The following is a 26,386-nucleotide window of genomic DNA, read 5'->3' as shown; positions in this document are numbered from 1 at the left end:
GCGATGTCGCCCAATCGGACCGAGTGTTACTCGGGGCTCTGCAAAACGTCCATCCGGCTGCGGCTGGAGCAGGTGCCCCCTCAACTTCAACATATTCGCTATGTGCCGCAAACCTCGAGGCTGCGCAGAACTCAGTCGAGAATCGACTCAGATTCATGCCGTTCAATCACTTCCACTCTGCAAGGACGGGGTATGACGACACGCTGGTTGTCGAGCGCCCCGGACGCTATCGTCATCGGTGGCGGGCTAGTCGGCTCTGCCGTTGCCTATGGCATGGCACGCGAGGGAGCTCGAGTGCTCATCATCGACGAGGGCGACGATGCATTCGGTGCGTCTGTCGGGAATTTTGGTCTCGTCTGGGTTCAGGGCAAAGGTATAGGGCAACCCCGCTACGCCGAGTGGACACGTAGTTCAGCTGCTCTGTGGCCATCGTTTGCCGATGCTTTGCGCGATGAAACCGGCGTGGACGCGCAGTTGCTCCAGCCGGGCGGATTCGAACTGTGCTTTTCCGACGAGGAGCTCGAGGAGCGCGATGGACAACTTTCACAACTAGCAGAACAGTGCGGTGGTGCTTATTCCTTTGAGATGCTTGACGCTACGGACCTCAGAGCTCGCTTGCCGGAGATTGGAAGCGCCGTTGTTGGTGCGAGTTACACACCGATGGACGGGCACGTCAATCCACTCAAGCTCCTGCTCGCGTTGCGTAAAGCCCTGAGCAATCGTGGGGCGCAACTCGTCAACAGTGAAAGGGTGGAGCGCATAGACGCGCAAGGTAGCGGATTTGTTGTGCACGGGCAGCGCCAACGCTGGACCGCTGCACGCGTGGTGCTTGCTGCAGGACTAGGCAACCGAAGCCTCGCGCCGTCCGTTGGCCTGCAGGCGCCCGTCGTGCCCGTACGAGGGCAGGTGCTGGTCAGCGAGCGAGTTGCACCATTCCTTCATTACCCGACCGTCACAGTGCGACAGACGAACGAAGGCACGGTTCAGTTAGGTGACTCATTGGAGAACGTAGGTTTTGATAACGGAGTCACGACGAACGTCCTGTCTGAAATCGCGGCGCGGGGAGTCAAAGCTTTTCCGTTGCTCCGGAACGTTCGCCTAGTTAGGGCATGGGGTGCTCTTCGGGTCATGAGCCCAGATGGTTTCCCAATCTACGAACAATCCTCCACCTGTCCGGGCGCGTTTAATGTCAGTTGCCACAGCGGCGTCACGCTTGCCGCAGTTCACGCATTACGCCTTGCAGGTTGGCTCAGCGAAGGCAAGATGGTCCCAGGTATAGAGGTATTTTCCGCAGACCGCTTCCTCAAACCTTATGAAACTTTTGCCCATGTCGACTAAACCGCTATTCAAGCAGTTGACGTCCGCCGGGGATACGACGGTGTGCGTTACCTTCAACGATATCCAATTTCACGCGCCGGCCGGGAGCAATCTCGCCGCGGCGCTCCTCGCCGCAGGGGTTCGGCGCTTCCGCGGTACGCCAGTGAACGGAAGTCCACGGGCACCCTATTGCATGATGGGCGTTTGCTTCGAATGTCTCGTGGAGATTGACGGAACTCCGAACTGCCAAAGTTGCTTGGAATCCGTGCGCGACGGTATGGTAATTCGCTCGCAGGAAGGAGTGCGGCAAGTGCTACCCGAAAACAGCGATGAAACATTGAGTTCGGCCGGTCCAGAGGAGGTGCGATGATGGCGCAAGAATCGGCTGATGTTGTCGTTATCGGCGCTGGACCAGCAGGTATGACTGCCGCTACGACAGCCGCGCAAGCGGGACTTTCGGTTGTGCTGCTTGATGAACAAGAGGCGGCAGGCGGTCAGATTTATCGCTCGGTTACCCGCACTGACGCTACACGTCTTAACCTGCTTGGGCCGGACTACGCCGCGGGCAAAAACATCGCGTCGGCATTGACAGCAAGCAATGCGCGTCACGAAACAGGTGCGCAGGTGTGGCAGGTAACCGAAGACCGTACGGTGCACTATATACAGGGCGGCCGCAGCAAATCGCTGGCTGCACGCCACGTTGTTCTGGCTACGGGTGCCATGGAAAGACCCTTTCCGATTCCCGGCTGGACACTCCCAGGAGTGATGACCGCAGGCGCTGCGCAGATTCTGCTGAAGGCGTCGGGCACAGTGCCGCATCAGCCAGTCGTGCTCGCCGGTTGCGGACCATTGCTCTACTTGCTCGCCTGGCAGTACCTGCGTGCGGGCGTTGCCATTCGCGCTGTCGTAGAAACGAACACAGTGGCGGACAATTGGAGAGCTGCGCGACACTTGCCGCATGCGCTTCGCGCCTGGCCAGAGCTGATGAAAGGATTGCGGCTACTGCGAGCGTTGCGCAGTGCACGTGTACCTGTGTACGGAGGCGCGAAGGACTTGCGCATCGAGGGAGAACAAGCTGCAGCAGCGATAAGCTTCACTGTGAAGGGGGACCACCACCGCATAGATGCAGAGTTGATACTGCTGCATCAGGGGGTCGTGCCAAACACGCAGATAACATGGTCGCTCCAGGCGTCTCATTGTTGGGACACGGTCCAACTATGTTGGGTGCCAAAGCGAAGTGGAGTGTTCGAACTCGATGTACCAGACATCTTTGTAGCAGGTGATGGCGGTGGAATCGCCGGTGCGCAAGCAGCTGTAAAGCAGGGTGAAATTTGCGCACTAGAGATACTTCGGCGGCGAGACAAAATCGCGAAATCTGCCTTCGACGAACGAGTCGCCAAGGCGCGTGCGCAGCTATCCGCATACCTTCGTATCCGACCATTCCTCGACGCACTCTATCGACCCAGTGATGTAAACCGGATTCCGGCAGATGACGTGCTTGTCTGCCGATGCGAGGAGGTCACTGCGGGGGAGATTCGTCGCTCGGTCGCAATCGGATGCGTAGGCCCGAATCAGATTAAGTCATTCAACCGATGTGGGATGGGGCCATGTCAGGGGCGCTTATGCGGACTGACAGTTACGGAAATCATAGCGCACGAGCGCCGTGTATCTCCCGAAGAGACAGGCTATTACCGAATCCGACCACCGATAAAGCCAATTACGCTTGGCCAGTTGGCGGGCATCCAACATGAAGACGACTGACAGGAACATCATGCAACAAGAAATCAAGCGATACGAAAGCAACGCACGCATGACTCGCGCAGTGCAGTTCGGCGACCTCGTGTTCATCGGTGGGCAGACTTCTGACGACGAAGCGGCCGATATACGTACTCAGACAGCGCAGGTTTTGTCCAAAGTTGACAAGTACCTGCAAATGGTCGGCATCGACAGTACCAGAATCCTGTCAGCACAAGTTTGGCTCGCAGATATTGCGGCCGACTATGATGCGATGAACGAAGTTTGGGATGAGTGGGTGCCAGAGGGCCACACGCCGGCGCGGGCAACCGTTCAGGCGACCTTGGCGTCGCCCGCGTTGCGCGTGGAAATCGCAGTCGTGGCGGCGAAGTAGTCCCCCCCTCCGTCTCAGACCGGCATGCCCGCAAGAATTCGTTCAGAGCGCAGGGCGGTCTCGACTCCTTATCACAAGCCTAAGTAGCGGGTGACCCCGCACGAGCAGAGGCACTCGTTTTGACACGTCAGACGGTGTAACGGAGCGCTACGCTCCACAGGCGCCTGGCATCACGGGGAGTTTCCAGAAATTCGAGTTAGTCGCCGACACGGCTCTTGCTATCCGTGGCTATCAATCCATGCGCGCGCCCAGTCAAGCCCAGCCTGTTGCGCCTCCTCGTCAGTATCAAAAAAGCCGAGCACGCCAGATGCTTCAATAACTTTGTTGCTTTGGGTAATGGTTCCGCTGGCAGCGTAGCGTTCAGGTCGAAGCAGTTCCTCCTGCTGCCATATTGCATGTCCCCAGATGTTGTAGCCGTGGAAGGTCTCTGATTCCATCAACGCGACACCCCAACGTAAGCCTTGCGGGAATCGACGCGCAGGATGTTGCCCTCGGGCGTTATCTGCCGTGGAATGTCCGATAAATCAGGCGCTGTCGTTCGCAAACCGTCTTGGGTTCCACGCTGCTTTGCAATCAACTTCGGCATGGGCGTCGATGTTTTTCGTACCTGATATTTCACTGCGCGTGGAGCAGCGTGTCGATGCATCGATTGTTTATGCGATAGCTTGGCGTGTGGAGCTCCGCTCCGCGCTTCAGGCGGATTCCAGACTTCCACATAGTGTTCAGCCGCTGACACGGTCGAAGCGACTGTCAGCAAGAGTGCGCTCGCGCCCAAGAATCGAAGCATGTCTTCTCCGTATTTTGCCAATCGTTTTACACGTCGCACGACTTCGCGGTGCCCACGCAGGAGCCGTCGCAGCCGGCGCAGTAATGACGGTCGCGCACTGCACGGTCAACAGGCCAGACGTTGGTTTGCGCAGATGTAGCAGTGCCGACCGTATGGCCATTTTCGCATGCATAAAACGTCGACTCTCCCGCCCTGCCGCGACCGATAGCTTCGTCGATTTCTCGCTCGCCGAACGCTGCTTTCATCTCTGCAACGAATGCTGCAATTTCCGGCATCGGATGACTGACCGGCTTGCGAACGCGCATATCCATGAAGTTTCACCCCAAAAAAGTGTCTGTTCGCCGCTACGGAAATCCGTGTAGGATACTGTACATCCATACAGGTATTTCCGCAATTCAATGACTGTCCCGTCCCCCATTCCGGAAGCAATACATCCATCGCTCTGGCGGGCGTCGCAGCTTGCGCGTGGCCGTGGACGAGTCGTGGAGACTGGGTATCCGGCGCTGTCGGCCGAACTGCCTGGCGGTGGATGGCCTATTGGCGCGCTCGTCGACCTGCTGGTCCAGCAGGCCGGTGTGGGTGAAATGCGGCTGCTGCGTCCTGCGCTTAGCGAAATGGGCAAGCGACCAGTTGCGATGGTGCAGCCGCCGCACATTCCCAACGGGCTTGGCCTCGAGTACATCGGGCTGTCGCCAGAACAATTGATGCAGATTCGGGCCTCAAAGACGGCTGATGCATTGTGGGCAGCAGAGCAGATTCTGCGCGCCGGCAGCTGCGGTGCACTGCTGTTCTGGGCGCAATACGTTCAGACCTCGTCGCTGCGACGACTGCATCTCGCAGCACAGTCTTCGGAAACGTTGTTCTTCATGGTCCGCCCACTGGCGTCAGCACAGGATGCCTCTCCAGCAGTTTTACGACTGGCGCTCCGGCCAGAACGCGACGGCTTGACCGTCGACATTACAAAGCGACGAGGTCCAGCACGCGCAGCGGCCCTGTCCATCCCACTTCAACCAACTCCTGTCCTGTTTTCGCACCATGCGCGTATTTATCGCCGTTCATCTACCCCTGTTGCAGCTAGAGGTCTTCCGGCCGAAGTGGCTGCCTAAGGCCGCACATGGCTGCGTGGTCCTCGACAGGGACAAGGTGCTCATCGCGGACGGGGTAGCCAGGTCTGCGGGCGTGCGGGTTGGCATGAAGCGTGGCGGTGTGTTGACGCTCACGCCGGAGGTAGAGATGTACGAGCGTGACCCCGGCCGTGAACATGCCGCGCAACGCGAAGTGGCAGTGGCGCTCATGCAGTTCTCGCCCGATGTCGCAGTACTCGAAGAGGAAGTTGTCGTCGCAGACATCGGCGCAAGCCTTCGGCTTTTCGGTGGACTGCTTGCTGTATGTCGGCAGGCGAAAGCGATACTCGAAACCATTGGACTGACCGCACGGATAAGTGCCGCACCAACTGGTCAGGGCGCGTGGCTGCTCGCGAAGCACCGGAACCGGCGCGTACTCAAGGTCGACTCGCTCGAACGGCAACTGTCCGCATTGCCGCTGCTGTCAGTACCGGAAGTGCGACCGTTCGCCGACTGGTTTACAGGACTTGGTTGCGAGACCATAGCGGATGTTCGAAGGCTTCCACGTGCGGGACTGCAGCGACGTTGTGGAGAGCACCTGCTTGATTCGCTGGACCGCGCATTCGGCACGGCGCCCGAGCTGTTTGACTGGCTGGAACTGCCTCCAACGTTTTCTGCGCGCATTGAAATGCCAGACCGCATCGAACACGCGGAAGCTGCAGTCTTCGGTGCACATCGCCTCATTGTGCAGCTATGTGGCTGGTTGTGCGCAAAGCAACTTGCGCTCACAGGCGCGACGCTTTTGCTGGAGCACGAGCGAGGCAGACAGGCAATTGAGCCGACACCCATTGAAATTGCACTGGGAGAGCCGACGTGGCGCGAGGACCATCTTGTACGGCTCATCAAGGAACGCCTTGGCCGGATTGAACTGACTGCGCCGGTCATCGCACTGCGACTCGATGCATCGAACGTGCAACCGGCGGTACCTGCATCGGACACCCTGTTTCCAGAGCCTGGCGGCTCGGCCGAGGAGCACGCACGTCTAGTCGAATTGCTGGTCGCGCGACTTGGTGAAGAAAACGTACTTCGGCCTGCACCGACTGCGGATTACCGGCCTGAGATTGCAAATCGATGGGTCCCCGTTGCGAGTCGGTCTAAAGGCACCGCACTGCCTGAGGGCCTTCCGCGACCAACCTGGCTGCTGGAAAAACCCGTGCGCCTGCTGATGCGAAAACATCGGCCGTTCTACGGGTCGCCGCTGCGCATGGTGTCGCCGGGTGAACGTATCGAAGCCGGGTGGTTTGATGGCGACTTGGTGACACGCGACTATTTCGTCGCACAAGGTGAAGACCAGAGCTGCTTCTGGATTTACCGTGAGCGCGTCAGCAGTCGTGACGCAGAAGAAGACCAGCGGTGGTTTCTCCACGGCCTGTTCGGATGACACGCCATGGATTCCTCGTTCGCTATGCTGCCGGCATATGCCGAGCTTTTCTGCTTTTCGAACTTTACGTTTTTGCACGGTGCCTCACACGCAGAAGAGCTGTCTGAGCGTGCGGCGCAGCTGGGCTATTCAGCTCTGGCGGTCACCGATGAGTGCTCGCTGGCGGGCGTCGTGCGCGCGCACGTTGCGGCGAAGAAAGCAAAGCTGCCATTTATCGTTGGCTCTTACTTCCGCCTGGCGAACGCGGACGGCTCACCCGCGTTCGGGCTGATTCTTCTGGCCAGAAATCGCGAGGGATATGGCAACCTGTCTGAGTTGATTACGCTAGCCCGCACGCGCGCACCGAAGGGGGAATATCGCCTTACTCCGCAGGACCTATCGCGACCCGACAAGGAAAACCGGCATCTGCTCGGCATGCCTGATTGCCTCGCCATTTTGGTGCCGGATTTCCCCGCAAAAGAAGACATTCTGGCTGCGCAGGTCGAGTGGCTCGACGGTACGTTTACCGGACGGGCGTGGGTAGGTCTTGTGCTGCATCAGCGCGCAATGGATGACATTCATCGCGGCTCGGTCGAATTTGTTGCGCGCAATGCGGATGTGCCGGTTGTCGCGCTTGGGCGGGTCGTCATGCATGTACGTTCGCGCAAGCCCTTGCAGGACACCATGACGGCTATCCGCGTCGACAAGCCAGTCCACGAGTGCGGTTACGACCTTGCGCCAAACGCAGAGCAGCATCTGCGTTCAAGACTGCGACTGGCGAATCTCTATCCGGATGACGCGCTCGCGGCGACCATCGATATTGCGGGTCGTTGCACGTTTTCGCTTGATGAGCTGCGCTACGAATATCCGGATGAGTTGGTGCCAGCAGGCTTCACACCAGCGGCCTATCTCCGGCAGGAGACCTACATCGGCGCGCAGCGACGCTTTCCATCAGGGATTCCCCACAAAGTACAGGAGCAGATTGAGCACGAGCTTGAGCTCATCGCCGAGCTGCAGTACGAGCCGTACTTTCTCACCGTGTATGACATCGTTCGCTTCGCGCGTAGCCAGCACATTCTGTGTCAGGGCCGCGGCTCTGCCGCCAACTCCGCTGTTTGCTACTGCCTCGGCGTTACGGAGGTCGACCCCGCTCGCGGCAACATGCTGTTTGAGCGATTCATCAGTAAGGAACGTGGCGAACCTCCTGACATCGACGTTGATTTCGAGCACCAGCGGCGCGAAGAAGTGATTCAGTACATTTACCGCAAATATGGCCGCGACCGGGCCGCGATTGCTGCTGCAGTTTCGACGTATAGGCCACGAGGCGCGTTACGTGAAACTGGCAAAGCCCTCGGCGTGGACCCGCAGATTGTCGACCTGGTCGCCAAATCGCATCATTGGTTCGATAACAGTCAGGACTTGCTCAAACGCTTCGCCGAGTCTGGGCTGGACCCGGAGAAGCCGCTCATTCAGGCGTGGGCGAGACTGGCATCGCAACTGCTCGGGTTCCCGCGTCACCTGTCCCAGCATTCTGGCGGATTTGTTATATGCCGCGGCAAGCTGACCCGTCTCGTGCCGGTCGAAAACGCTGCAATGCAAGATAGGTCCGTCATCGAATGGGATAAGGACGACCTCGAGGCGCTGGGCCTGCTCAAAATCGATGTGCTTGCTTTGGGCATGTTGTCAGCCATCCGACGCACCCTGGACATTGTCTCGGAGCAGCGCGGCGAGCGCTTTGAGATGCAAGACATTCCGGTTGAAGACCCAGCGACATACGACATGATTTCTGCCGCCGATACCGTCGGTGTTTTTCAAATCGAGTCGCGCGCGCAGATGAGCATGCTGCCGCGAATGCGGCCCCGGACTTTCTACGACCTCGTTATTGAAGTCGCCATCGTTCGTCCTGGTCCAATCCAGGGCGGCGCCGTCCATCCTTACTTGCAGCGCCGCCAGGGCTTCGAGCCGGTTACGTATCCTAGCGATGCTCTAAAGACGGCACTCGGCCGTACGCTCGGCGTACCAATTTTTCAGGAACAGGTCATGCAAGTGGCTATCCTGGCCGCAGGGTTTACCGCCGGCGAGGCCGACCAGTTGAGGCGCGCGATGGCCGCGTGGAAACGTAAAGGTGGACTTGAGAAATATTATGACCGCATCGTAAACGGGATGCTCGAACGCGGCTACGACCAAGCCTTCGCTGAAGGCATCTTTGAGCAAATCAAAGGGTTCGGTGAGTACGGCTTCCCGGAGAGTCATGCGGCAAGCTTCGCGTTGCTGGTATATGCAAGCAGCTGGCTCAAATGCCATGAGCCGGAGGCCTTCCTTGCTGCCATGCTCAACTCGCAACCCATGGGGTTTTACTCTCCATCACAGCTCGTCCAAGACGCCCAGCGCCACGGCGTCAAGGTCCTTCCTGTCGATGTGACTGTTAGCGGTTGGGACTCGGCGCTGGTGACTATCCCAACCGCCGAGCGCCCGTTGGTACAGCTCGGCATGTCACTACTTCGCGGCATGAAGGACGGTGCCGCAGAACGCATTGAGAATGCGCGGGCGGTTCGACCGTTCGTAAGCGTGAAAGACCTGGCTCGTCGCGCACAGCTTGACCGCAAAGACCTTCACGTTCTTGCAGACGCCAACGCTCTGTCGTCACTTGCGGGAAATCGCCGAGAAGCACTGTGGCAGTCAGTCGCCGCTGTGCCGGACAAGGACATGCTTGCGGTAGCGGCCGTTGAGGACGAAACACCTGAGCTCGGTGCGCCGACGGAGGCGCACGACATCGTGTCCGACTATCGCTCGGTTGGTCTCACGCTCGGTCGACATCCGCTTGAATTGCTGCGGCCGCAGTTGCTTGCAAATCGCCTGATGCCAGCATCAACGCTGCGCACATACGGCGACGGCCGCCTCGCCCGAGGATGCGGACTTGTGACGGTGCGTCAGCGGCCGGGCACAGCAAAGGGCGTGCTTTTCGTGACGCTGGAAGACGAGACGGGCAACGTGAATGTAATCATTTGGCCGAGCCTCTTTGAGAAACAGCGGAAAGAGGCGCTGGGAGCGTCTCTACTTGCGGTGTACGGGACCTGGCAGTGCCAAGGAGAGGTCCGACATTTGGTCGCTCAACGCCTTGTCGACATGTCTCATCTGCTTGGCGGATTGACGAGCACAAGTCGGGATTTCTGTTGAGGTTCTCGTAGTCGAGAATGTGCTAGCTTCTAGGTTGTGCCTCCGTTACAAGTGGAGAAATCGCGATGTGCTACTCGGCTCAGATTCAGGCTGACTATCGAAAACTCGTGCGTACGTTCGGCGCCATAATGGACATTCACGAGTTCGCGCGCCTGTTTTTCGAGCGCGCTGAAGGTGCCGGCAAGGCAAAAATACCTAAAGCTATGGAAGACGCATTTGCCGAACCGCAAGCTGAAACTGAGCGCGAAATCAAGGCCTTCATCGACCGGTTCAACACCGACCAAGCGACCAAATTCGAACAGGACTTGTTCAAACAGAGAAAACGTTTAGCGGATGCGGAACGGTCACTGCAGGTTAAGGTGACCAAGGCAGCAACTGAGAGTCAGCGAATTGCCACCGATAAAGTCGCGTGGACCCGCGGCAAGCTCGATGACCTCCAACGAACCGAGCCCAAGCCGCGTGACTCGCGGATTTTTCCTGGACACTACGCGACCGTGATGGTCATGGAAAACGGCCAGCGCGTCGTGAAGCCAATGCGTTATCAATGCCGCATTGCTGGCAAACCGGCATGGCAAGACGTCAAATTCCCTGGAACCTACAATGCCCGCCGTGACAACCTAGGCGGCTTTTGGAAGCCGCTTTTTGGCTACTCGCACGGTATCTTGGTCGTCAACGCGTTTTATGAAAACGTCAGCCGCGCAAAGATGGAAGGTCGTGAGCTCTCCGAAGGCGAGAAGGACGAGAACGTAGTACTTGAGTTCAAGCCGAACCCCGCTCACGACATGCTCGTCGCCTGCCTGTGGTCCCGATGGTCGGCGCCCGGAGAGCCGGACCTCTTGTCTTTTGCTGCCATAACAGATGAGCCTCCCCCAGAGATTGCAGCAGCGGGGCATGACCGCTGCATTATTCCCATAAAACCAGAGAACGTAGACGCGTGGCTCAACCCGAACGCATCCGACCTTGCGGCGTTGTACGCAATACTTGATGACAGGGACAGGCCGTACTACGAGCATCGACTGGCTGCGTGACCGCTTTCGCGGACCTCGACTACTCCTCGAGGTCATCCTCCGAGACGCTGCCAAACCAAAACTTGGCGGCCGTGTCGCTCGTCCCCACGATTAGCATCACGATACAAGTCAACTCAACTTTGAACGGAATGGCCGCGAACCTTAGGGTTCTTCCGCGAAATGCGGGCATGGGCGAGGCGCGAAACACGACGTGAGCCGATTCCATCAATGTCCCCAACCGAGCTCTCTAAGAACGAACCCCGTTGCATGTAAGGCAAGCTCGGCGTCCTCGTTCGATACCTCCCGCAGGTCGAGACGCTCACGCTCATTATCCTTCCCACGAGGGTGAAGTAGGTTGACGGTCTCGAGAGCGCACGAATCAGCCGTCGCTCATTTTCACCAACATGCTTTCCGATTGCCGTGAGGCATGGACCTAGGTCTTTGTGGACCGCTTTCTCGTCACCGCTCAATTGGCGTAACCACCGGCCAGCGAGAACCGCGCACAGGTTTCGGCACTGGTCGACAACAGAAGTTGGAGAATCACGATACGCCACCTTCATGACGCGGTCGTAAGCATCCGCGACGGATTTCCGATTTCCCTCCGGAATCTGTGCCATGTTGAGAGCGGGCAATATGCCAAACGCAGACTCAGCTCGAACAGTAACCAGCACGTCCTGGCTGACCGTTTGTTCAGTCTGCAATATTCGCCAAAGCGAGTGTGCTCCGACGTGACCTATCGCAAGCTGGAGACCTTCCCCCCGGTTCGGGCGTCCCAGCAATTCAGTGCAATGGATGAACACGTTTAGTTCTTTATGTACTCGACCGTCCGACCGGCTCCGTCTACTGTCAGATAACGAATTAGGGTGAGCTTCGACGAAGACCAATTCCCGATTGGTCTTGGTGAAAGACTGAAAAAGACGGCCTCTTCGAACGCGAGACACTGGGTCAAACGAGTCCTCTCGGAAAATCCATCGAAAAGGGTCGCTGAGCATACCGCGCGGCAAATTCTCAAGGTCGGAAGGGGATTCGACAAGCGCGCACTGCGAGATTATTGGTGCCGGGACAGTGAGATAGCTCGGATTGTCGGTGCCTTCATAGGTGAGGCCATTTTCGTGTTCGATGCCAAGGCGGGACATATGCATTTCGGTCGATGGATGACCGCCTAAATATATCGCACCGCGAGGATCGAAGCTTGGTACTTCACCGTCGTCCGCACCGCCCGGTCCAATCGACAGCAAGGGGGGTACAAATCAACGCGGTGCGCCCCAGTAGCCGCGCAATCGCTCGGCAGGGTTGGGGCCACGAGCGTCCCCGTCTTATCGCCAGCCGGAAGCTCACGGTCGAGCCCAGTTTCGCGGCACCTTGCGGTTACTTCGCGTACATATCCATGAAGGCCGCTATGCTGTTCTCATCAGGACCCACTGTGCCTTTTTCTTCGCCGTTCGGGGTGACCAACCAGAACCAGTTGTACGAGCCTCCAGCGAGCCAGTACTTGTGCTTGTTTACGATAAGACTGCCCGCGTATTGTCCTGATGGCACGACCATTAGGGTATTTCCGTCCGTGACGAACCTCTCCTTTCCGCCCGCCGCCGCAATCGCGTGAATTGCGCCTGAAGTAGCCCACGCGGCGCTGGTGAAATACACCGTACGTCCGTCGGGTGAAAACATTGGCGTATCCAGCGCGGCCAGCGTTCTCTTTGGGTCATTGCCCTCATGGCCTTCTACGAGCATGTGCGGCGACGTGCCGTCGAGATTCACCGTCCACAGTTGGTCGGCAGTGGCTTCACCGGCGCCTGTTATCACCTTCTTCTGGGGCGTGCGACGCACGAACACGACCCGCCGCTTGTCAGAAGAAAGGGCAGGAGAAGCGTCGAGGCCAGTTGTTGTCAGCTGTCGCGCAAAGCCGTTGTTGTCGACAACCATGATGTTCCCTCGGTCCACGCTCACGGTAGTCGCGTAAGCCGTCGAGGTGAGCAGATATGTCACATAGACGGAAAAGGCCAGTTGTTGTGGAAAGTTTTTCATCGGCAAGAGCGCTGGCTCGACGGAAGTAATGTTTGGGCCCAATGAGGCGGTTGTTTTATGCCGCCCCAAGGATTGCAAAGGACAGAGTCGAACAGGCGTCCCCCGTGCTACCGGAAGACCTTTGAGTGCGGTCAGGCAATCGGAGTAGTAAGCTATTGGTGCTACCTCAAAAGAGTGGCAGCACAAGCAATCATGCTACGTCTTCGCCCCTTGGGCGCGCAGACGTAGTGGTTTCGTTGTTCCCGCGCCGGCACGAATCGTCGTTTTCCTTAAGTCGATGTCAGCCTGACTCGGAGGTCTTCGACAAAAGCTTGCAATAGCAGTGACGGTTCTTCTTGGCGGCTTCGTACTATGTAGACGTCGCTAGGAACGTTTGCTTCGAAAGGACGAACATCAATACGGTCTGCCCATGCGCTTGCACAAAACGGGTCGATAATTGCAATACCGCCACCGGCCGCGACAAGGCCGCATGCAGTCTCGGAACGAGTTGTTTCAAAACGCACGTCCAGGTCAATGCCGTGTTGTCCAAGAACTCGCTCAACGGCTTGCCGAGAACCATCTTCGCGACCAAGCGCGATAAAAGGCTCATCACGCAGGTCCTGAGGTGTAACGATATCGGCCGAGGCGAGCCTGTGTCCCTTCGGCAAGATACACACTGAACTAACGCGACTCAGCAGTTCGCAAACGACGGCTGAGTCGCCTATTGGCATTGCAGTGAATGCCACGTCTACCTGCCTCGTAGCTGCCAGCTCCGCGTTCCGGAGCGAATCGTGAACCTGAAGGTCGAGGAGTGCACGGTCATGTCGCGCTGCAAATTCCACAGCGAACCCTGGCAACATGGCCGCTACGGCTGGATAGGCGGCTATCGACACGCGGCCCGATTGCAAACTCCGGACATCCGTTGCAAGGCGGCGCAAACGCGCCATGCCTTTTACCACGTGGTCGACCTCCGCCAGCAGCAGTTGGCTTTCCGCGGTGGGCACGAGTCGCCCTCCCCTCCGATGAAAAAGAGATAGTTGCAACTCGTGTTCGAGGTTGGCGATGTGCGTACTTAAGGACGGCTGCGAAATGGATAGCAACTGGCTTGCTGCAGTAACCGTCCCGGTCTCCATCAAAGCCCGGAACGCCTCAAGCTGGCGATAGTTCAAAGAATGCTCCGGCAGTATGTAGCGTTTCCTGAGTATAGTCGAATCCTATAGGCGGGACAAAACAAAGTATTGGACGCAAGAAATTTGGTTTTAGAACATTCAGTCATGGGGACAGCACGAAAAACGATTCTCTCGCAATTCGCGTCGTACCGATTTTCTACCTGTTAAAAAGAGGCTTTAAACTGAAACGGCTTGCTGCAGTCTGCCGGCCCCTGCTCGGGTATCCGTTTTTCAAACGCTATTTTTAGTTTTGGCTGAGCAAGTTAACCGCTGCCTTTAATAGGCACGGTATATGTCTTCTACCGTCAATATCAAGGGCTTAAGTTGCCCAACCTTTTCGGAGTTTGATTGCCATGCGATTTTCCATTCTTGCAGTCCTGCTAACTAGTCGGCCCTGCAAAATTCAGTTTGCTTGACGCACGACGCCGATCGGGTATTTTGTCGGAGCGGGACGGTTAGCCCGCCGGAAGCGTTCCCGGTGCGCAAGCAGCGGATGCGACAGGACATCGGCGATCGAATGCAGCCAGGCGAGGACAAAAAAGATGGGCCCCAGACCCAGGCGAACAATCGCGCGCAACAGCCAGCGCAGGTTGTAGCCCGTGGCGCACAGCACGGCATGCAGCGCATCGCCGGTTTGTCCTTTGAGCCAGCAGCGACGCATACCGTGGTCGTGCTTCACATGGCCGATGATCGGTTCAATCGCCTGGCGTCGCTTGAGCCAACGTCGCTGCGTGCTGGTCAGTGTCCTGTGTTTGCCGCGATGAATCAGGTGTACTGATGATACCTCCACGTCGACGCCGCGAAACCCGAGATCGACCAACACGGTCTTCGGCTGTGGTGTACCGGGCAGGTCCTGCAACAGAATGGAGCTCTGTTCGAGTTGCTCGGCCAGCGTATGGCCGTCATAGGGGTTGCCGGGGAACGCCCGCGCACCGACGATCAACCCTTGTTTCTCCGTGATCGCGAGGCTCACCTTGACGCCGAACTCGTAGGGCTGGCGTGCCTTTCCTTTCCCAATGCATTCAACTTCAGGCGCATGCAGTGCGTAGAGTTTGTTCCTGTCCTTTGGACGTTGGTGGCAAATGCGCCAGGCCCGCTCAAGCCAGACGCGCAGTTGTGCCTGCCGTTCGTCTGAAGCTCCAGACAGCTTGCGTTCGATATCGCGCAGCAACCGTCCCAGTACCGTGCGCTGACGCTTGAGTACACGACGCAGGCGCCTGAACTGCTTCGCATGGGCATAGCCGCCCGCGCGGCGACGCAGTCGCTTGCCTTCGCGCTCGTACGTTTGCTTCAGCCCCAACCCTGCGCGTTGCGCCAACTGAACGAGTCTGGCCCGCGCCACCTCAAGCAGACGGCTGTCGGTCGGATACGCAATCGCCTTCTCCTGCACCGTGGTGTCGACAATCACGCGCTCGAATTCGACCGGCGTCACCGCCTTCATCTGCACCGCAGCCGCGATCGTCGCCGCGAGCAGCTCCTCGACACCGGCTTCGCCCAGCGCCTGCCGAAAACGCACCAGGTTGGTCGGGTCGCACGGCAGACGCGGCTGGAAATACTCCTCGCCGCAGAAGAACTGAAAGTACACGTCCTGTGCCCAGCGCTCGCACACCGTTTCGTCACTCTCGTTGTAGGCGTGCTTCAGGTACAGCAGACCCACCATCAGCCGCATAGGCAAGCGCGGACGTCCAGCCGCACTGACGCCACCGGCAAATTCCAGCGAGTTCGAGCCAAACAGGTCAACCGCTTCGCTCACCCGTCCATCGCGTGAACGTCGCTCGAACAGGGGAGCAAGCGTCGTTTCGATTGAAGCCCATGACATCTTCGTTGCCAACACGGCAAGCGGGTGACGTAGATCAATCATCGCGTCCAGACGGCTACGAAAGAAATCAGGCGTGCTCATTGGCGACCACTCCGAAACTCCCAGAATCTTTATCAGATCGATATTCGTTCTGGGAGTTCTATTACCCTCCAACAAACTGCATCGCTTGGCCAGGCGGGGCTTCACGAACTTCTGCAAGGCCGACTAACTAGCATCGCGCTTGTGCAGCCTGCCTTGGCGGCCCCAAAAACCTACGAGAAGATAACAGTCGCTACTGAGGGCGCATACGCTCCGTGGAATTTCATGGGTCCCGACGGAAAATTGGGAGGCTACGAAATTGACCTGACGCATGAGCTATGTAATCGCATGAAGGTTAAATGCGATATCGTCGCTCAGGACTGGGACGGGATTATTCCTGGGCTGAACGCTGGGAAATACGACGCAATCGTAGCATCGATGGGTGTTACTCCGGCACGCGAAAAAGTCGTCGCATTTTCAATCCCATACACTCAGGCGCCGAATGGATTTATGACGTTGAAGTCAAGTCGATTGGCTGGCATGCCTGACTTGAACAAAGTTTTCAATCTCAGTAAGGACGAAGACGCCGCTAAAAAGGAAATCGCTAAGCTCCGTCCTATGCTTTCCGGGAAAATCTTGGGTGTTCAAAGCGCAAGTACCGCTGCCAATTTTGCCGACAAATATCTGAAAGATTTCATGGAAGTTCGGGAGTATAAGACCATCGAGCAGCATAATCTCGACCTTCAGGCTGGTCGCGTTGATTTGGTCATGGCCAATATCACCGTCCTTAACAAGGCGGCTAGTCAGCCAGACATGAAAGACGCAACTCTAGTAGGCCCTCGATTCCTCGGGGGCGTAATTGGGGTTGGCACGACTAATGTCGCTTTGCGAAAAGATGACACTGACTTGAAAGCGATGTTTGACCAAGCGATTAAATCGGTGAACGACGACGGTACGAATCGCCGGTTGATGCAGAAGTGGTTCGGGTTGGACTTGTCGCCGCAGAACTGATTCCTTTGCGTTCACGGGAAGCGACGGCTCTTGTAGTCGTCGCTGTCTTACCGAAAGTTTTGCGGAATTCGAATTTCAAATGGCAATGTTCACCAGGCTTGAGCCTCCAACCAAAGTAATTCAGTTCACGTTCGATGGAGAGCTCGTCAACGCCGCTGAAGGAGACACGGTCGCTGCTGCGCTTCTGGCCCATGGAGTCGAACGTTTCCGTACTACTCCTGTCACCGGCGCTCCTCGCCAACCTCATTGCATGATTGGCAACTGTTTCGATTGCATGGTCGAGATTGATGGCGTGGCTAATTGCCAGGCATGTTTAGTTACTGCAAAGCCGAGAATGAACGTGACGCATCAGGACGGTCCGGGCGAAATGGAGCTGCTATGAAAATTGCCGACCGCGCTGAATGCGAGCTGGTAGTTGTCGGTGGAGGACCTGCCGGTTTGGCTGCTGCGACACTCGCGGCAGAACTCAATATTGACACCGTCATTCTGGACGAGCAGGAGGCTCCAGGTGGCCAGATTTATCGAGCCGTCGAACGTCGCTCGAGTTACGGTGACCGCGTAGCTCCACTGCTTGGTCCGGACTTTCGTTCGGGACTGGATTTGGTTAACGCATTCCGCCACAGTGGGGCGGCATATGCGCCTGCTTCAGCTGTGTGGCAGGTCACGCCAGATGGCGCAGTGGGAATTACGCAACAAGGTGAAGCCTCGTTGCTTCGCAGCCGTCATGTCATCCTGGCAACCGGTGCGATGGAACGCCCAGTCCCTGTGTCGGGGTGGACGTTGCCTGGCGTCATGGGCGCCGGCGCCGCACAAACGCTGCTGAAGTCTTCGGGGATTGTGCCGTCAGAAACCACGGTTATTGCCGGATGTGGCCCGTTGCCTTTGCTGGTGGCTGCGCAATTGCTCGAGGCTGGCGTTCCTCTCAAGGCCGTCCTCATAACGGCTCCAAGGATGTTGCCTGCTCAGGCCCTGTACCAGCTTCCTTGGGCGCTGACGCAACTCAACGAGATTCGTAAAGGGCTGTCTTGGATGCGTCGCTTGCGTGCTGCTGGCGTCGCTATCTATTACGGTGTTTCTGACGTGGTGGCCGACGGGGCGGACAAGCTAGAGCTTGTATCGTTTACTGCCAAGGGTAAATCCTTGAGCATCCCGGCGTCGGTCCTGCTTTTGCATGACGGAGTGGTGCCGAACGTTCAATTGAGCCGGTCGGCAGGCTGCCGCCACGTTTGGGACGAAGCCCAGCTCACTTGGCGCCCCGTGGTTGATGAATGGGGTGCGACAAGCCAGGAGCGCATCTCCATCGCCGGAGATGGGCAACGCATACTCGGCGCCAAAGCGGCGGAGCCCCTTGGACGGCTGGCCGCGCTTGATGCAGCGTGCCGCCTCGGCCGGATTAGCGTCAAGGAGCGCGACGCTCGCGCGGAAGAGCATCGCAAGCTTCTGAAACGACTGATGCGGATTCGCCCCTTTCTCGACCGTGCCTTTCCTCCCTCGTTGGTCAAGCCGCTTCCTAAGGGCAACACCATCGTCTGCCGATGCGAGGAGATTTCTGCCTCATTTCTCCGGGAGACCATTCGCGATGGGCTGACGGACCCGAATCAGATTAAATCGCTGACTCGCTGCGGCATGGGCCCGTGCCAAGGACGTATGTGTGGGACGACAGTCGGTCGGATTATTGCCGAGGAACTCGGGAAGTCGGTGGAGCAAGTAGGCCTGTACCGCCCGCGCATACCGGTCAAGCCGGTAACGCTCGGAGCATGGGCCACCCTGCGCAACGCTGTTGAGGACCCGGCAGCCCAACATACCGGTGAACCTTCTCGACGTGAGCTGTAACCATGAAATCCAGCATACAGAATCATAAGTCCGGTGCTTCGTACGACGCGATTGTCGTTGGCGGTGGTATCCACGGCTGTAGCACTGCCCTGCATCTCGCAAAGAGGGGCCTTTCGGTACTGGTCATCGAGAAAAACACGGTCGGTCGTCACGCGTCGGGAGTCAACGCCGGCGGTGTACGCCAGCTCCTTCGCGACTTTGCTGAAATCCCGCTGTCCATGGCGGCGATGGAGAAATGGTTTCACCTTGAGTCTCTTCTCGGGCCGGAGCTTGCGTCCACCTGTCACTTCATTGGGGATGTCGGTCAGATAGGCGTCGCTGGCGATTCTGGAGAAATGGCATGGTGCGAAAAGCGCGTTCGCGAAATGCGCAGCCGTGGCTACGAGTTCGAAGAGTTGTTAGACCGGGAGCAGATTAGAAAGCTTTTGCCAAACGTATCGGACCAGGCAGTTGGCGGAATCATGTCGCGTCGCGACGGTCATGCGAATCCGGCACGTTCGACGCAGGCTTTTCGCTTGCGAGCTGAACAGTTCGGGGCCGTATTCGAGGAGGGCGTCCGCGTGACGGGGCTGCAGCAATCGGGTAATCGCTGGGTGGTCGAGACATCGTCGGGCACGCGAAGCGCCCAGGTCGTTGTGAATTGTGGTGGTGCTTGGGCTACCCAACTCGCACGCATGGCGGGTGACGAGATTCCGTGCGAAACCGTTGGATACACGTTGATGGTGACGGCGCGCCTGCCGAAATTTATCGATACCGTTGTAGTCGGAATTGACCGGACGCTCTCGTTCAAGCAAACCGAGTCAGGGACTGTTGTGATTGGTGGCGGGGTTCCAGCTATCGTCGATATGGTTAACGAGACATCCGAGACCGTCGCGGACCGCATGGTGGAAAGCGCGAGCACAGTGCTCGATTTCTTTCCTTATCTTCGCAACGCACCTGTCGTGCGGACTTGGGGAGGTCTTGAGGCGCTTGCCCCGGACACTATTCCAATACTTGGGCCAAGCGAAGGAGCATCGGGTATCTGGCACGCGTTCGGCTTCTCTGGACATGGATTTCAGCTCGCTCCGATTGTCGGTTCTGTGCTCGCCGATTTGATTGTCGACGGAAAATCTGCCTTCTCGTTAGCGGCGTTTAGTCCCAATCGATTTTCGCCCGAGGCCGTCGCGGCGGTTGGAAATTTGCACTAGGGTAAGACGTTGCATGATTGACATGAGAATGAACACATCGCCCACTCCGCGTCTTTCGGCGCTGGCGTGTTGCATGCATAACAAGGCATTGATTCAGAGAGAGATGGCTGCGTCAACTGCTGAGATTGGATGGAGAGACGGTCGTGTCTGAAACTGACTTTTTTAGCGTGATGGGCTTCGGTCCGGAAGGCTGGGGTGGGCTAATGCTCAGAGCGGCGCTGATGAGTGTTGCCGTCGCCGCCAGCGGATTTCTCATCGGAATGGTTTTTGGCTCCCTCGTATGCTGGGCGCGTCTATCGCGGAGTGCGACAGCTCGCCTCTTGGCCGACGCCTACGCCACAGTTTTACGTGGTGTTCCCGACCTCTTAGTTATCTACCTCTTGTATTTTGGCGGAAGCGCTCTTTTGAGTCACGTTGCAGCGATGTTTGGAAGCAGCGGGTTTGTTTCAGCTCCTACCTTCGCGACGGGTGCTCTCGCCATTGGGTGTGTATCGGGGGCGTACCAGTCGGAAGTGCTCCGAGGTGCGTTTCTATCAATTCAAACCGGTCAGCTAGAAGCAGGCCGGGCTTACGGCATGAAAACGATGCTGCTCTTGCGTCGAATTATCGTACCGCAACTCGTGCGGTACGCGTTACCCGGAATGGAGAATGTGTGGCAGCTGGTGCTTAAGGAGTCGGCACTCATCTCCGTCATTGGGTTGGTAGAGTTGATGCGTCAGTCGGCCATCGGAAGCGGCTCAACGCATCAACCCTTCTATTTCTACGTGACGGCGACGTTGCTCTTCCTCGCGATATCGTCTGTGACAGGCTGGGGATTCAGACGCGTCGAGGCGCGCGCGTTCCGCGGAGTGCGGAGGGCATGATGGACTTTCAATTTATCGCTGACACTGTTCTCAGCTTACTCTCCGGCGTTCCAAAGACACTGCAGCTTGCCGCTATTTCGATATCAGTAGGCGCGGTCTTGGCGGTCATCCTGGCTTGCTTACGGCTCTATGGGCCGTGGCCAGTCAGGACGCTAGTAAGGGGCTATGTCTTCACGTTTCGTGGAACACCGCTTTTGGTGCAGATATTCCTGATTTATTACGGCCTAGGCCAACTTTCGGCCGTTCGCCACAGCTTCTTGTGGGTCTACTTGCGAGAGCCCTTCTGGTGTGCAGTGCTCGCACTGGCCCTCAACACCGCGGCTTACGGAGCTGAAATCATTCGCGGCGGTATCTTGTCTGTTCCGTACGGGCAAGTCGAAGCTGCGTGGGCATGTGGCATGTCGGGATTTAAAACCTTTCGACGGATAATTTTTCCCGTCGCATTGCGACAGGCTCTTCCTGCCTACAGTAACGAGATTATCTTAATGGTTAAGTCGACCTCGTTAGCAAGCATTATCACGCTGATGGAGGTCACAGGCATCGCTTACAAGATTATTTCGGAGACCTACAACGCTGTACCGGTGTTTGTCTGTGCTGGCGGCATTTACCTGTTCATAAATTTTATCGTGACGCGAGTGCTGCAATACTTCGAGAGACGGCTGACTCCTCATTTGCGGCGCAGGTCAGACGACTCTAAGGAAACAAAAGGTCGAATCAAGGGTGCATCAATTGGTTAGCAGGCGCCGTTTGACCACTTCAGAGGGTTTGAACCTGACCGCTTGAATTAGACTCCGTCCTCAAGTGGTCACAGCGTCCGCGCGTGTAGGCGTTGCCTTCTCACGGCACTGCGGACGCTTCGATGGCAGACACTAATTCTGCGCCGTATCTGCCATTACCGTTCCCGCCAGTCGCGCGCCCCAGGGGCGCAGAGTGGTACGGGTTCAAGTACGCTCGTGTTGAGTGAACGTCATGATATTGCACCGGATGGAGCCCACACCATCTGGAGATTTATAAGTATCGTCAAAGGAACACCATGTTGCCCCATACGACTCAAAGCGAAGCTCGCAAGCTGGCGGTTCACGACATCCACAAACGCTTCGGTGACAATGAAGTGCTGAAAGGCGTATCCCTCAACGCCACCAAAGGCGACGTCATCAGCATCATCGGCGCGAGCGGTTCGGGTAAAAGCACCTTCTTGCGCTGCATAAACTTCCTCGAAAGGCCGAACGCAGGCCGAATCATTGTCGACGGCGAAGAGGTGAAGACTAAGGCCGACAAGGTTGGGAACCTCGATGTCGCGGACCACAAGCAGCTGCAACGCATGCGAACCAAGCTCTCGATGGTGTTCCAGCACTTCAACCTGTGGGCGCACATGAACGTGCTCGAGAACGTTATCGAGGCACCGATTCAAGTCCTTGGACTGTCGCGTCGCGAAGCGGAGGAGCGCGCGCGCACTTTCCTCGAGAAAGTTGGTCTTCCCGCGCGCGTTGAGAAGCAATATCCGTCGCATTTATCGGGTGGCCAACAGCAGCGGGTGGCAATAGCGCGCGCCCTCGCGATGAATCCCGACGTCATGCTTTTCGATGAACCTACCTCAGCGCTCGACCCCGAGCTGGTTGGCGAAGTTCTGAAAGTGATGCAGAAGCTTGCCGAAGAAGGTCGAACGATGATTGTGGTGACGCACGAGATGGGTTTCGCGCGCAATGTGTCCAACCGTGTGATGTTCTTACACCAAGGGCGCACTGAAGAAGAAGGCTCGCCAGACGAAGTACTGAGCGCCCCGCGTAGCGACCGATTGAAGCAGTTTCTGTCTGGAAGTCTCAAGTGAACCACACACGTTTCAGCGTGATGGGCCGCATTACCTCGCACGTTGGGTGGGGCCGACGAGATTCAGGCGGCAGTCGTCGGGGTGCCACCGCCTCGATATCCGACGCGGACGCAATCATCGATTTGCTGACCGTTGCCAACGAGACGGATGGCTCCCCGCCCTAACGCGTGAGACTCTCCTCGCAGAATGGACGTGTCGAATGCGTGCAGTGGAGGACGAGCTCTGGAATTGCCGATAGCAAGTACGAGCTACTAGCAAAATCAGACAAACTTAGCCGCTAGGCCGGCCGTAATCTCCAAGTACGTTTTGCGGCCGGCCCTCGGACGCACTTTCTGCTGGCTGATGTTCGTAGCGTGACTGCAAGATTTCTTGGTGGACCAGTCTTACCCGCCTTACCAACGCAGATAAATAAAAAATCGCAAGTCGTTATTTTAAATAAAACTGTTTGGAGAACTTATGAAAAAGAGAATTCTCGCGGGACTTATGGTTTCCACTTTTACGGCGCCCGCTTTCGCCCAAAACAGCGTGACGCTTTACGGGCTGATTGATGAAGGCTTTGATTACACCAATAACGTCGCAGGCGGCAAGGTGTATGAACTCCAGAGTGGCTACGCCCAAGGTAGCCGATTTGGCCTTAAAGGGGCTGAGGACCTTGGCGGCGGCCTGAAAGCCGTGTTCCAGTTGGAGAATGGCTTTAACGTCAACAATGGAAAACTCGGGCAGGGAGGCCTTATGTTTGGCCGTCAGGCGTACGTTGGTATCTCGTCAAGCCAGTGGGGCTCGGTTACCTTGGGTCGACAGTACGACTCCGTCGTAGACTATCTGGCGCAGACTACGGCAAACGGTAACTGGGCGGGCTATCTGTTTTCCCACCCGTATGACAACGACAACACGGACAACTCGTTTCGCGTCAATAACACCGTGAAATACACGAGTCCGGAAATTGCGGGGCTGCAGTTTGGCGGCACGTATAGCTTCAGTAACGACACTAACTTCGCCAACAATCGCCAGTACAGCGTCGGCGCACAGTACACCAACGGTGGCTTGCTTCTCGCAGCGGCGTACCTGCAGGCCAATAATCCATCAGCGACAGCAGGCGGCGCTATCAATAACGGAGGCGACGAGAATTTCGTAGGAAGCAAGCTGCGAATTTTCGGCGCGGGAGCCAGCTATACGTTTGGGTCGGCCAACGTCGGCGTCTCGTACACAAACACGTACGTCGCAAACCCCACCACTTCCGGATACGTCGGAGACATCACTCTGCCCACGGGTACGCTGTCGAGCCTACGATTCCAGAACTTTGAGATTGACGGCAAGTACCAGTTCACGCCGGCGTTCTATGTGGGTGCAATGTACACATACACTCGCACCGACTTCAACAGTGCCGCTGGGAAGCTTAACCCAAGCTATGAGATGGTTGGGTTGATGGCCGACTACAACCTCTCAAAACGCACTGACGTCTATCTACAAGGCGCTTACCAGCACGTAGGTGGCGACCGCACGGGTACCGTCCTCGACTTTGCTTTTGTGCCTGGTGCCGATAACGTCTCCTCCACTCAAAATCAGGTGGTCGCGCGAGTCGCTATCCGTCATAAGTTTTAACTAGGCTAATCGGGAGCGTGCTAGAGGTTTGAGCTCTCGCTCCCGATGAACCCAAATAGGAGTGTCGGCGTCGCTGACTCTCTCAGCTGAGGGTGCCGAAAAACTCATCTCGAGTTAGCTTGCTGGTCAGCGCCCCGCGCATCGATATGCGTTTGTTCTCGCCTTCTCGCTGGAATTGAAGCGTCTGAAACTCATCCCACAGGAAAATATATGCAGATTGTTGACCAACGCGAAACCGCCGCCCGCCTGCCGGCTCCGAAACTGATTGCCGCGCTTGAGCAGATGTTTGTTGAGGGGTGTGAGGTGCCGCTGCGGCAATCATACAAAATCGAATCCGCTTCCGGCGAGTCGGATGGAACGCTCCTCTTGATGCCCGCGTGGCAGAAAAGCAGAAAGTTGGGGGTGAAAACCGTCTCCATCTATCCGAACAATCGCTCTCGAGGTCTGCCCGGCCTGCATTCCACGTACATTCTGTTCGACGCCGAAACCGGCGCGCCGATTGCCATGCTGGACGGTGACACCATCACGTCGCGACGCACGGCAGCAGCGTCGGCACTCGCCGCGCGCTACCTGAGCCGAGTGGACGCGTCGACGCTTCTGCTGCTCGGAAGTGGCCGCGTTGCCTCGTTGATTCCCGAAGCGTACACGGCGGTGCGCCGAATACAGAAAGTGATGGTGTGGGATATAGACAGCAATAGCGCCGCGACGCTCGTGGAAAATCTGAATCATGTTGGCATGGTCGCCACTGTCACGACGGACCTCGAGTCTTCCGTCGCGCAAGCCGATGTCGTGTCGTGTGCGACGCTTTCTACGCGCCCATTGGTTCACGGCAAGTGGCTTCGCCCAGGAACCCACCTGGACCTTATCGGAGGCTTTACACCGACCATGCGCGAAAGCGATAACGACTGCTACGTCGGCACGTCGGTTTTCATCGACACGGATGAGGCGCTCGCGAAGGCAGGTGACCTCCTTGAACCTATCAAGGCAGGGGTATTTCAGAAGGAGGCGGTATGCGCCCGCCTGGAGCAGCTATGCCGGAAAGAGCATCCCGGGCGGAAAGCCAACGATGAAATCACATTGTTCAAAGCAGTCGGTACCGCGCTCGAAGACCTCGCAGCAGCGTGCACGGCCATGTGACGTCCGTTCGGCAGACCGGGCATCGGCCGTCGTCTCAGGCCGACTACCCCGCTGCGTCAATCGGAGCGGGGGAATGTCCAATCCGTTTGCTGAGGCGTTCATCCCTCAGTGAGCTTGCACGCCTCTCTCATTCAGAGGCACGTTCTCCAGTTCTATGGTCGACCACGAAATGATATCGGTGAGTGGGACCGTATGTGCATGAATGGGTCCAACCGGTGAATAAATTGCGCATAACTTTTCGGTGCAGGAAATGGGCACTCCTGACACAAGTCCCGCCTTGTCACGAACGATTTCCACGAACTTCATCTGGTGTGCCGTCATTTCACCGAGGTCCCATTGCCGAATCGCGGCCATTGCTTTTACGGCATCGTTTTCACCTCGGTTGCGGACAGGTCCCAGGAGACCAAGCGGCGCAACACTGCACATAAGCAAAACAAAAATCACAATTGCTGCCACCCAGAAGAACATCACTTCGGTCGTGACGAGGTTTATCGATTCGGCCTCGTTGACCTTCGCAGGTTTTGCCGCCTGCTTCCGCGCCGCGCGACCCTTTACAAGGTTGCTTGCAACGAAGACCACTGCAAGCAACACGGCGAAGACGACGAACAACCCAAGCAGGGGTACAAGATAGTCCTCTTGCGCGTAGTAGCCTAGGTAAATGAGGTCGTCGGCGCTCCACGGTAAAGCATCAGGCTGGAAACCAAAGCCGAGCAAATAGCCAAGTCGATACGCGTGCCCCGCGTTGCGCAGTAGCCATAGAAAGATTGCGCCAGTGAGAGCAAAGCCGCTGATAACAACCGCTGCAAGCGGTATCGCAGGAAGCGAAGGGCGCGACGTGACCTCCTCGGTTTTCGAACTCTGCTGCGAGACAGATGTGAGTGTTTTTTTGCTTGGTTGTGTGCTCATGAATGGTAGATATCCGTTTTCGATGGAGCAGCGCACGACCGTATCAGCCGCAGTCGGCGTTCGTTAGGTAGTCACTGCTGCATAGTTCTAACGGTTACTCGCTCTTAAA

Annotated in this window: 24 protein-coding genes; 18 read left to right on the top strand and 6 right to left on the bottom strand. The window is 57.2% G+C overall.

Annotated elements, in window-relative coordinates:
- Positions 1–192 precede the first annotated feature (192 nt).
- Genes AYM40_RS15785 through AYM40_RS15775 form a run of 4 tightly spaced genes read left to right on the top strand, consistent with a single transcriptional unit; the run spans position 193 to position 3,445 of the window.
- Positions 193–1,338, top strand: coding sequence for an NAD(P)/FAD-dependent oxidoreductase (locus tag AYM40_RS15785; RefSeq protein WP_063497030.1), 1,146 nt, complete (start codon positions 193–195; stop codon positions 1,336–1,338).
- Positions 1,328–1,687 (top strand): (2Fe-2S)-binding protein, encoded by a 360-nt coding sequence (locus AYM40_RS38615; RefSeq protein WP_082855102.1) that lies wholly within the window; start codon positions 1,328–1,330, stop codon positions 1,685–1,687. Before AYM40_RS15785 ends, AYM40_RS38615 begins: the two co-directional genes overlap by 11 nt.
- Positions 1,687–3,078, top strand: a complete 1,392-nt coding sequence (locus tag AYM40_RS15780; RefSeq protein ID WP_082855180.1) for an NAD(P)/FAD-dependent oxidoreductase — start codon at positions 1,687–1,689, stop codon at positions 3,076–3,078. The genes AYM40_RS38615 and AYM40_RS15780 overlap by 1 nt, the downstream gene beginning before the upstream one ends.
- A complete protein-coding gene (locus AYM40_RS15775; RefSeq protein ID WP_236720852.1) occupies positions 3,065–3,445 on the top strand; it encodes a RidA family protein in 381 nt (126 codons plus the stop codon). Before AYM40_RS15780 ends, AYM40_RS15775 begins: the two co-directional genes overlap by 14 nt.
- A gap of 218 nt (positions 3,446–3,663) precedes the next feature.
- Here the strand turns inward: AYM40_RS15775 and AYM40_RS15770 are convergent, their stop codons facing one another.
- Together AYM40_RS15770 and AYM40_RS15765 are read right to left on the bottom strand one after the other, a co-directional pair.
- A complete protein-coding gene (locus tag AYM40_RS15770; protein WP_063497027.1) occupies positions 3,664–3,882 on the bottom strand; it encodes a hypothetical protein in 219 nt (72 codons plus the stop codon).
- A gap of 376 nt (positions 3,883–4,258) precedes the next feature.
- Positions 4,259–4,543 carry a hypothetical protein gene (locus AYM40_RS15765; RefSeq protein ID WP_063497026.1) on the bottom strand — a complete coding sequence of 95 codons (285 nt, stop codon included), beginning with the start codon at positions 4,541–4,543 and terminating at the stop codon, positions 4,259–4,261.
- 87 nt (positions 4,544–4,630) lie between these two features.
- Between AYM40_RS15765 and imuA the strand changes: the two genes are divergently transcribed.
- The 5 genes from imuA (at position 4,631) to AYM40_RS41740 (ending at position 12,066) form a co-directional block, all read left to right on the top strand.
- Positions 4,631–5,338 carry a translesion DNA synthesis-associated protein ImuA gene (imuA, locus tag AYM40_RS15760; protein ID WP_063497025.1) on the top strand — a complete coding sequence of 236 codons (708 nt, stop codon included), beginning with the start codon at positions 4,631–4,633 and terminating at the stop codon, positions 5,336–5,338.
- Positions 5,268–6,737, top strand: a complete 1,470-nt coding sequence (locus AYM40_RS15755) for a Y-family DNA polymerase (RefSeq protein ID WP_181448379.1) — start codon at positions 5,268–5,270, stop codon at positions 6,735–6,737. Before imuA ends, AYM40_RS15755 begins: the two co-directional genes overlap by 71 nt.
- 6 nt (positions 6,738–6,743) lie before the next feature.
- The gene (locus AYM40_RS15750) at positions 6,744–9,893 is read left to right on the top strand and encodes an error-prone DNA polymerase (protein ID WP_063497024.1); all 3,150 of its coding nucleotides are present in this window, start codon (positions 6,744–6,746) and stop codon (positions 9,891–9,893) included.
- Positions 9,894–9,958: 65 nt separating this feature from the next.
- The gene (locus AYM40_RS15745; protein ID WP_063497023.1) at positions 9,959–10,921 is read left to right on the top strand and encodes an SOS response-associated peptidase family protein; all 963 of its coding nucleotides are present in this window, start codon (positions 9,959–9,961) and stop codon (positions 10,919–10,921) included.
- An 842-nt stretch (positions 10,922–11,763) separates the two neighbouring features.
- A complete protein-coding gene (locus AYM40_RS41740) occupies positions 11,764–12,066 on the top strand; it encodes a hypothetical protein (protein WP_063497022.1) in 303 nt (100 codons plus the stop codon).
- 202 nt (positions 12,067–12,268) lie between these two features.
- Here AYM40_RS41740 and AYM40_RS15735 read toward each other — a convergent pair whose 3' ends face one another.
- The 3 genes from AYM40_RS15735 to AYM40_RS15725 all read right to left on the bottom strand — a co-directional run bounded on the left by AYM40_RS15735 (position 12,269) and on the right by AYM40_RS15725 (position 15,973).
- Entirely contained in the window at positions 12,269–12,931 is a 663-nt protein-coding gene (locus AYM40_RS15735) for a TolB family protein (RefSeq protein ID WP_148662179.1), read from the bottom strand.
- Positions 12,932–13,194: 263 nt separating this feature from the next.
- Positions 13,195–14,073 (bottom strand): LysR substrate-binding domain-containing protein, encoded by an 879-nt coding sequence (locus AYM40_RS15730; RefSeq protein ID WP_063497020.1) that lies wholly within the window; start codon positions 14,071–14,073, stop codon positions 13,195–13,197.
- 403 nt (positions 14,074–14,476) lie between these two features.
- A complete protein-coding gene (locus AYM40_RS15725; protein ID WP_063494538.1) occupies positions 14,477–15,973 on the bottom strand; it encodes an IS5 family transposase in 1,497 nt (498 codons plus the stop codon).
- 141 nt (positions 15,974–16,114) lie between these two features.
- Between AYM40_RS15725 and AYM40_RS15720 the strand changes: the two genes are divergently transcribed.
- From AYM40_RS15720 to AYM40_RS15680, 9 genes are all read left to right on the top strand, one after another.
- Positions 16,115–16,921, top strand: coding sequence for a transporter substrate-binding domain-containing protein (locus tag AYM40_RS15720; protein WP_256390435.1), 807 nt, complete (start codon positions 16,115–16,117; stop codon positions 16,919–16,921).
- A gap of 79 nt (positions 16,922–17,000) precedes the next feature.
- The gene (locus tag AYM40_RS15715; RefSeq protein ID WP_201788146.1) at positions 17,001–17,303 is read left to right on the top strand and encodes a (2Fe-2S)-binding protein; all 303 of its coding nucleotides are present in this window, start codon (positions 17,001–17,003) and stop codon (positions 17,301–17,303) included.
- Positions 17,300–18,754 (top strand): NAD(P)/FAD-dependent oxidoreductase, encoded by a 1,455-nt coding sequence (locus tag AYM40_RS15710; protein WP_063497018.1) that lies wholly within the window; start codon positions 17,300–17,302, stop codon positions 18,752–18,754. Before AYM40_RS15715 ends, AYM40_RS15710 begins: the two co-directional genes overlap by 4 nt.
- 2 nt (positions 18,755–18,756) lie before the next feature.
- Positions 18,757–19,941: an NAD(P)/FAD-dependent oxidoreductase gene (locus AYM40_RS15705; protein ID WP_063497017.1), complete on the top strand. Its 1,185-nt coding sequence runs from the start codon at positions 18,757–18,759 to the stop codon at positions 19,939–19,941.
- Positions 19,942–20,111: 170 nt separating this feature from the next.
- Positions 20,112–20,804, top strand: a complete 693-nt coding sequence (locus AYM40_RS15700) for an ABC transporter permease (protein WP_063498047.1) — start codon at positions 20,112–20,114, stop codon at positions 20,802–20,804.
- Positions 20,801–21,541: an ABC transporter permease gene (locus AYM40_RS15695; protein ID WP_269465773.1), complete on the top strand. Its 741-nt coding sequence runs from the start codon at positions 20,801–20,803 to the stop codon at positions 21,539–21,541. Before AYM40_RS15700 ends, AYM40_RS15695 begins: the two co-directional genes overlap by 4 nt.
- A 296-nt stretch (positions 21,542–21,837) precedes the next feature.
- Complete coding sequence (locus tag AYM40_RS15690) at positions 21,838–22,632, top strand: ABC transporter ATP-binding protein (protein WP_063497015.1); 795 nt, start codon at positions 21,838–21,840, stop codon at positions 22,630–22,632.
- Positions 22,633–23,088: 456 nt separating this feature from the next.
- Positions 23,089–24,234, top strand: a complete 1,146-nt coding sequence (locus AYM40_RS15685; protein WP_063497014.1) for a porin — start codon at positions 23,089–23,091, stop codon at positions 24,232–24,234.
- A 210-nt stretch (positions 24,235–24,444) separates the two neighbouring features.
- Complete coding sequence (locus tag AYM40_RS15680; protein WP_063497013.1) at positions 24,445–25,371, top strand: ornithine cyclodeaminase family protein; 927 nt, start codon at positions 24,445–24,447, stop codon at positions 25,369–25,371.
- Between the two features lie 105 nt (positions 25,372–25,476).
- Here AYM40_RS15680 and AYM40_RS15675 read toward each other — a convergent pair whose 3' ends face one another.
- Positions 25,477–26,277 (bottom strand): hypothetical protein, encoded by an 801-nt coding sequence (locus AYM40_RS15675; RefSeq protein ID WP_063497012.1) that lies wholly within the window; start codon positions 26,275–26,277, stop codon positions 25,477–25,479.
- Between the last annotated feature and the right edge of the window lie 109 nt (positions 26,278–26,386).

It is taken from the genome of Paraburkholderia phytofirmans OLGA172, assembly GCF_001634365.1.
Lineage (GTDB): Bacteria > Pseudomonadota > Gammaproteobacteria > Burkholderiales > Burkholderiaceae > Paraburkholderia.
The sequence above is the reverse complement of the archived record's forward strand: the minus strand, read 5'-3'. Positions and strand labels throughout refer to the sequence as shown.

Bases quoted from the DNA above. Each gene is read 5' to 3' on its own strand.
- AYM40_RS15785 (WP_063497030.1), top strand. From the start codon at position 193: ATGACGACACGCTGGTTGTCGAGCGCCCCGGACGCTATCGTCATCGGT.
- AYM40_RS38615 (WP_082855102.1), top strand. From the start codon at position 1,328: ATGTCGACTAAACCGCTATTCAAGCAGTTGACGTCCGCCGGGGATACG.
- AYM40_RS15780 (WP_082855180.1), top strand. From the start codon at position 1,687: ATGGCGCAAGAATCGGCTGATGTTGTCGTTATCGGCGCTGGACCAGCA.
- AYM40_RS15775 (WP_236720852.1), top strand. From the start codon at position 3,065: ATGAAGACGACTGACAGGAACATCATGCAACAAGAAATCAAGCGATAC.
- AYM40_RS15770 (WP_063497027.1), bottom strand. From the start codon at position 3,882: ATGGAATCAGAGACCTTCCACGGCTACAACATCTGGGGACATGCAATA.
- AYM40_RS15765 (WP_063497026.1), bottom strand. From the start codon at position 4,543: ATGGATATGCGCGTTCGCAAGCCGGTCAGTCATCCGATGCCGGAAATT.
- imuA (WP_063497025.1), top strand. From the start codon at position 4,631: ATGACTGTCCCGTCCCCCATTCCGGAAGCAATACATCCATCGCTCTGG.
- AYM40_RS15755 (WP_181448379.1), top strand. From the start codon at position 5,268: ATGCGCGTATTTATCGCCGTTCATCTACCCCTGTTGCAGCTAGAGGTC.
- AYM40_RS15750 (WP_063497024.1), top strand. From the start codon at position 6,744: ATGGATTCCTCGTTCGCTATGCTGCCGGCATATGCCGAGCTTTTCTGC.
- AYM40_RS15745 (WP_063497023.1), top strand. From the start codon at position 9,959: ATGTGCTACTCGGCTCAGATTCAGGCTGACTATCGAAAACTCGTGCGT.
- AYM40_RS15725 (WP_063494538.1), bottom strand. From the start codon at position 15,973: ATGAGCACGCCTGATTTCTTTCGTAGCCGTCTGGACGCGATGATTGAT.
- AYM40_RS15715 (WP_201788146.1), top strand. From the start codon at position 17,001: ATGGCAATGTTCACCAGGCTTGAGCCTCCAACCAAAGTAATTCAGTTC.
- AYM40_RS15710 (WP_063497018.1), top strand. From the start codon at position 17,300: ATGAAAATTGCCGACCGCGCTGAATGCGAGCTGGTAGTTGTCGGTGGA.
- AYM40_RS15705 (WP_063497017.1), top strand. From the start codon at position 18,757: ATGAAATCCAGCATACAGAATCATAAGTCCGGTGCTTCGTACGACGCG.
- AYM40_RS15700 (WP_063498047.1), top strand. From the start codon at position 20,112: ATGGGCTTCGGTCCGGAAGGCTGGGGTGGGCTAATGCTCAGAGCGGCG.
- AYM40_RS15695 (WP_269465773.1), top strand. From the start codon at position 20,801: ATGATGGACTTTCAATTTATCGCTGACACTGTTCTCAGCTTACTCTCC.
- AYM40_RS15690 (WP_063497015.1), top strand. From the start codon at position 21,838: ATGTTGCCCCATACGACTCAAAGCGAAGCTCGCAAGCTGGCGGTTCAC.
- AYM40_RS15685 (WP_063497014.1), top strand. From the start codon at position 23,089: ATGAAAAAGAGAATTCTCGCGGGACTTATGGTTTCCACTTTTACGGCG.
- AYM40_RS15680 (WP_063497013.1), top strand. From the start codon at position 24,445: ATGCAGATTGTTGACCAACGCGAAACCGCCGCCCGCCTGCCGGCTCCG.
- AYM40_RS15675 (WP_063497012.1), bottom strand. From the start codon at position 26,277: ATGAGCACACAACCAAGCAAAAAAACACTCACATCTGTCTCGCAGCAG.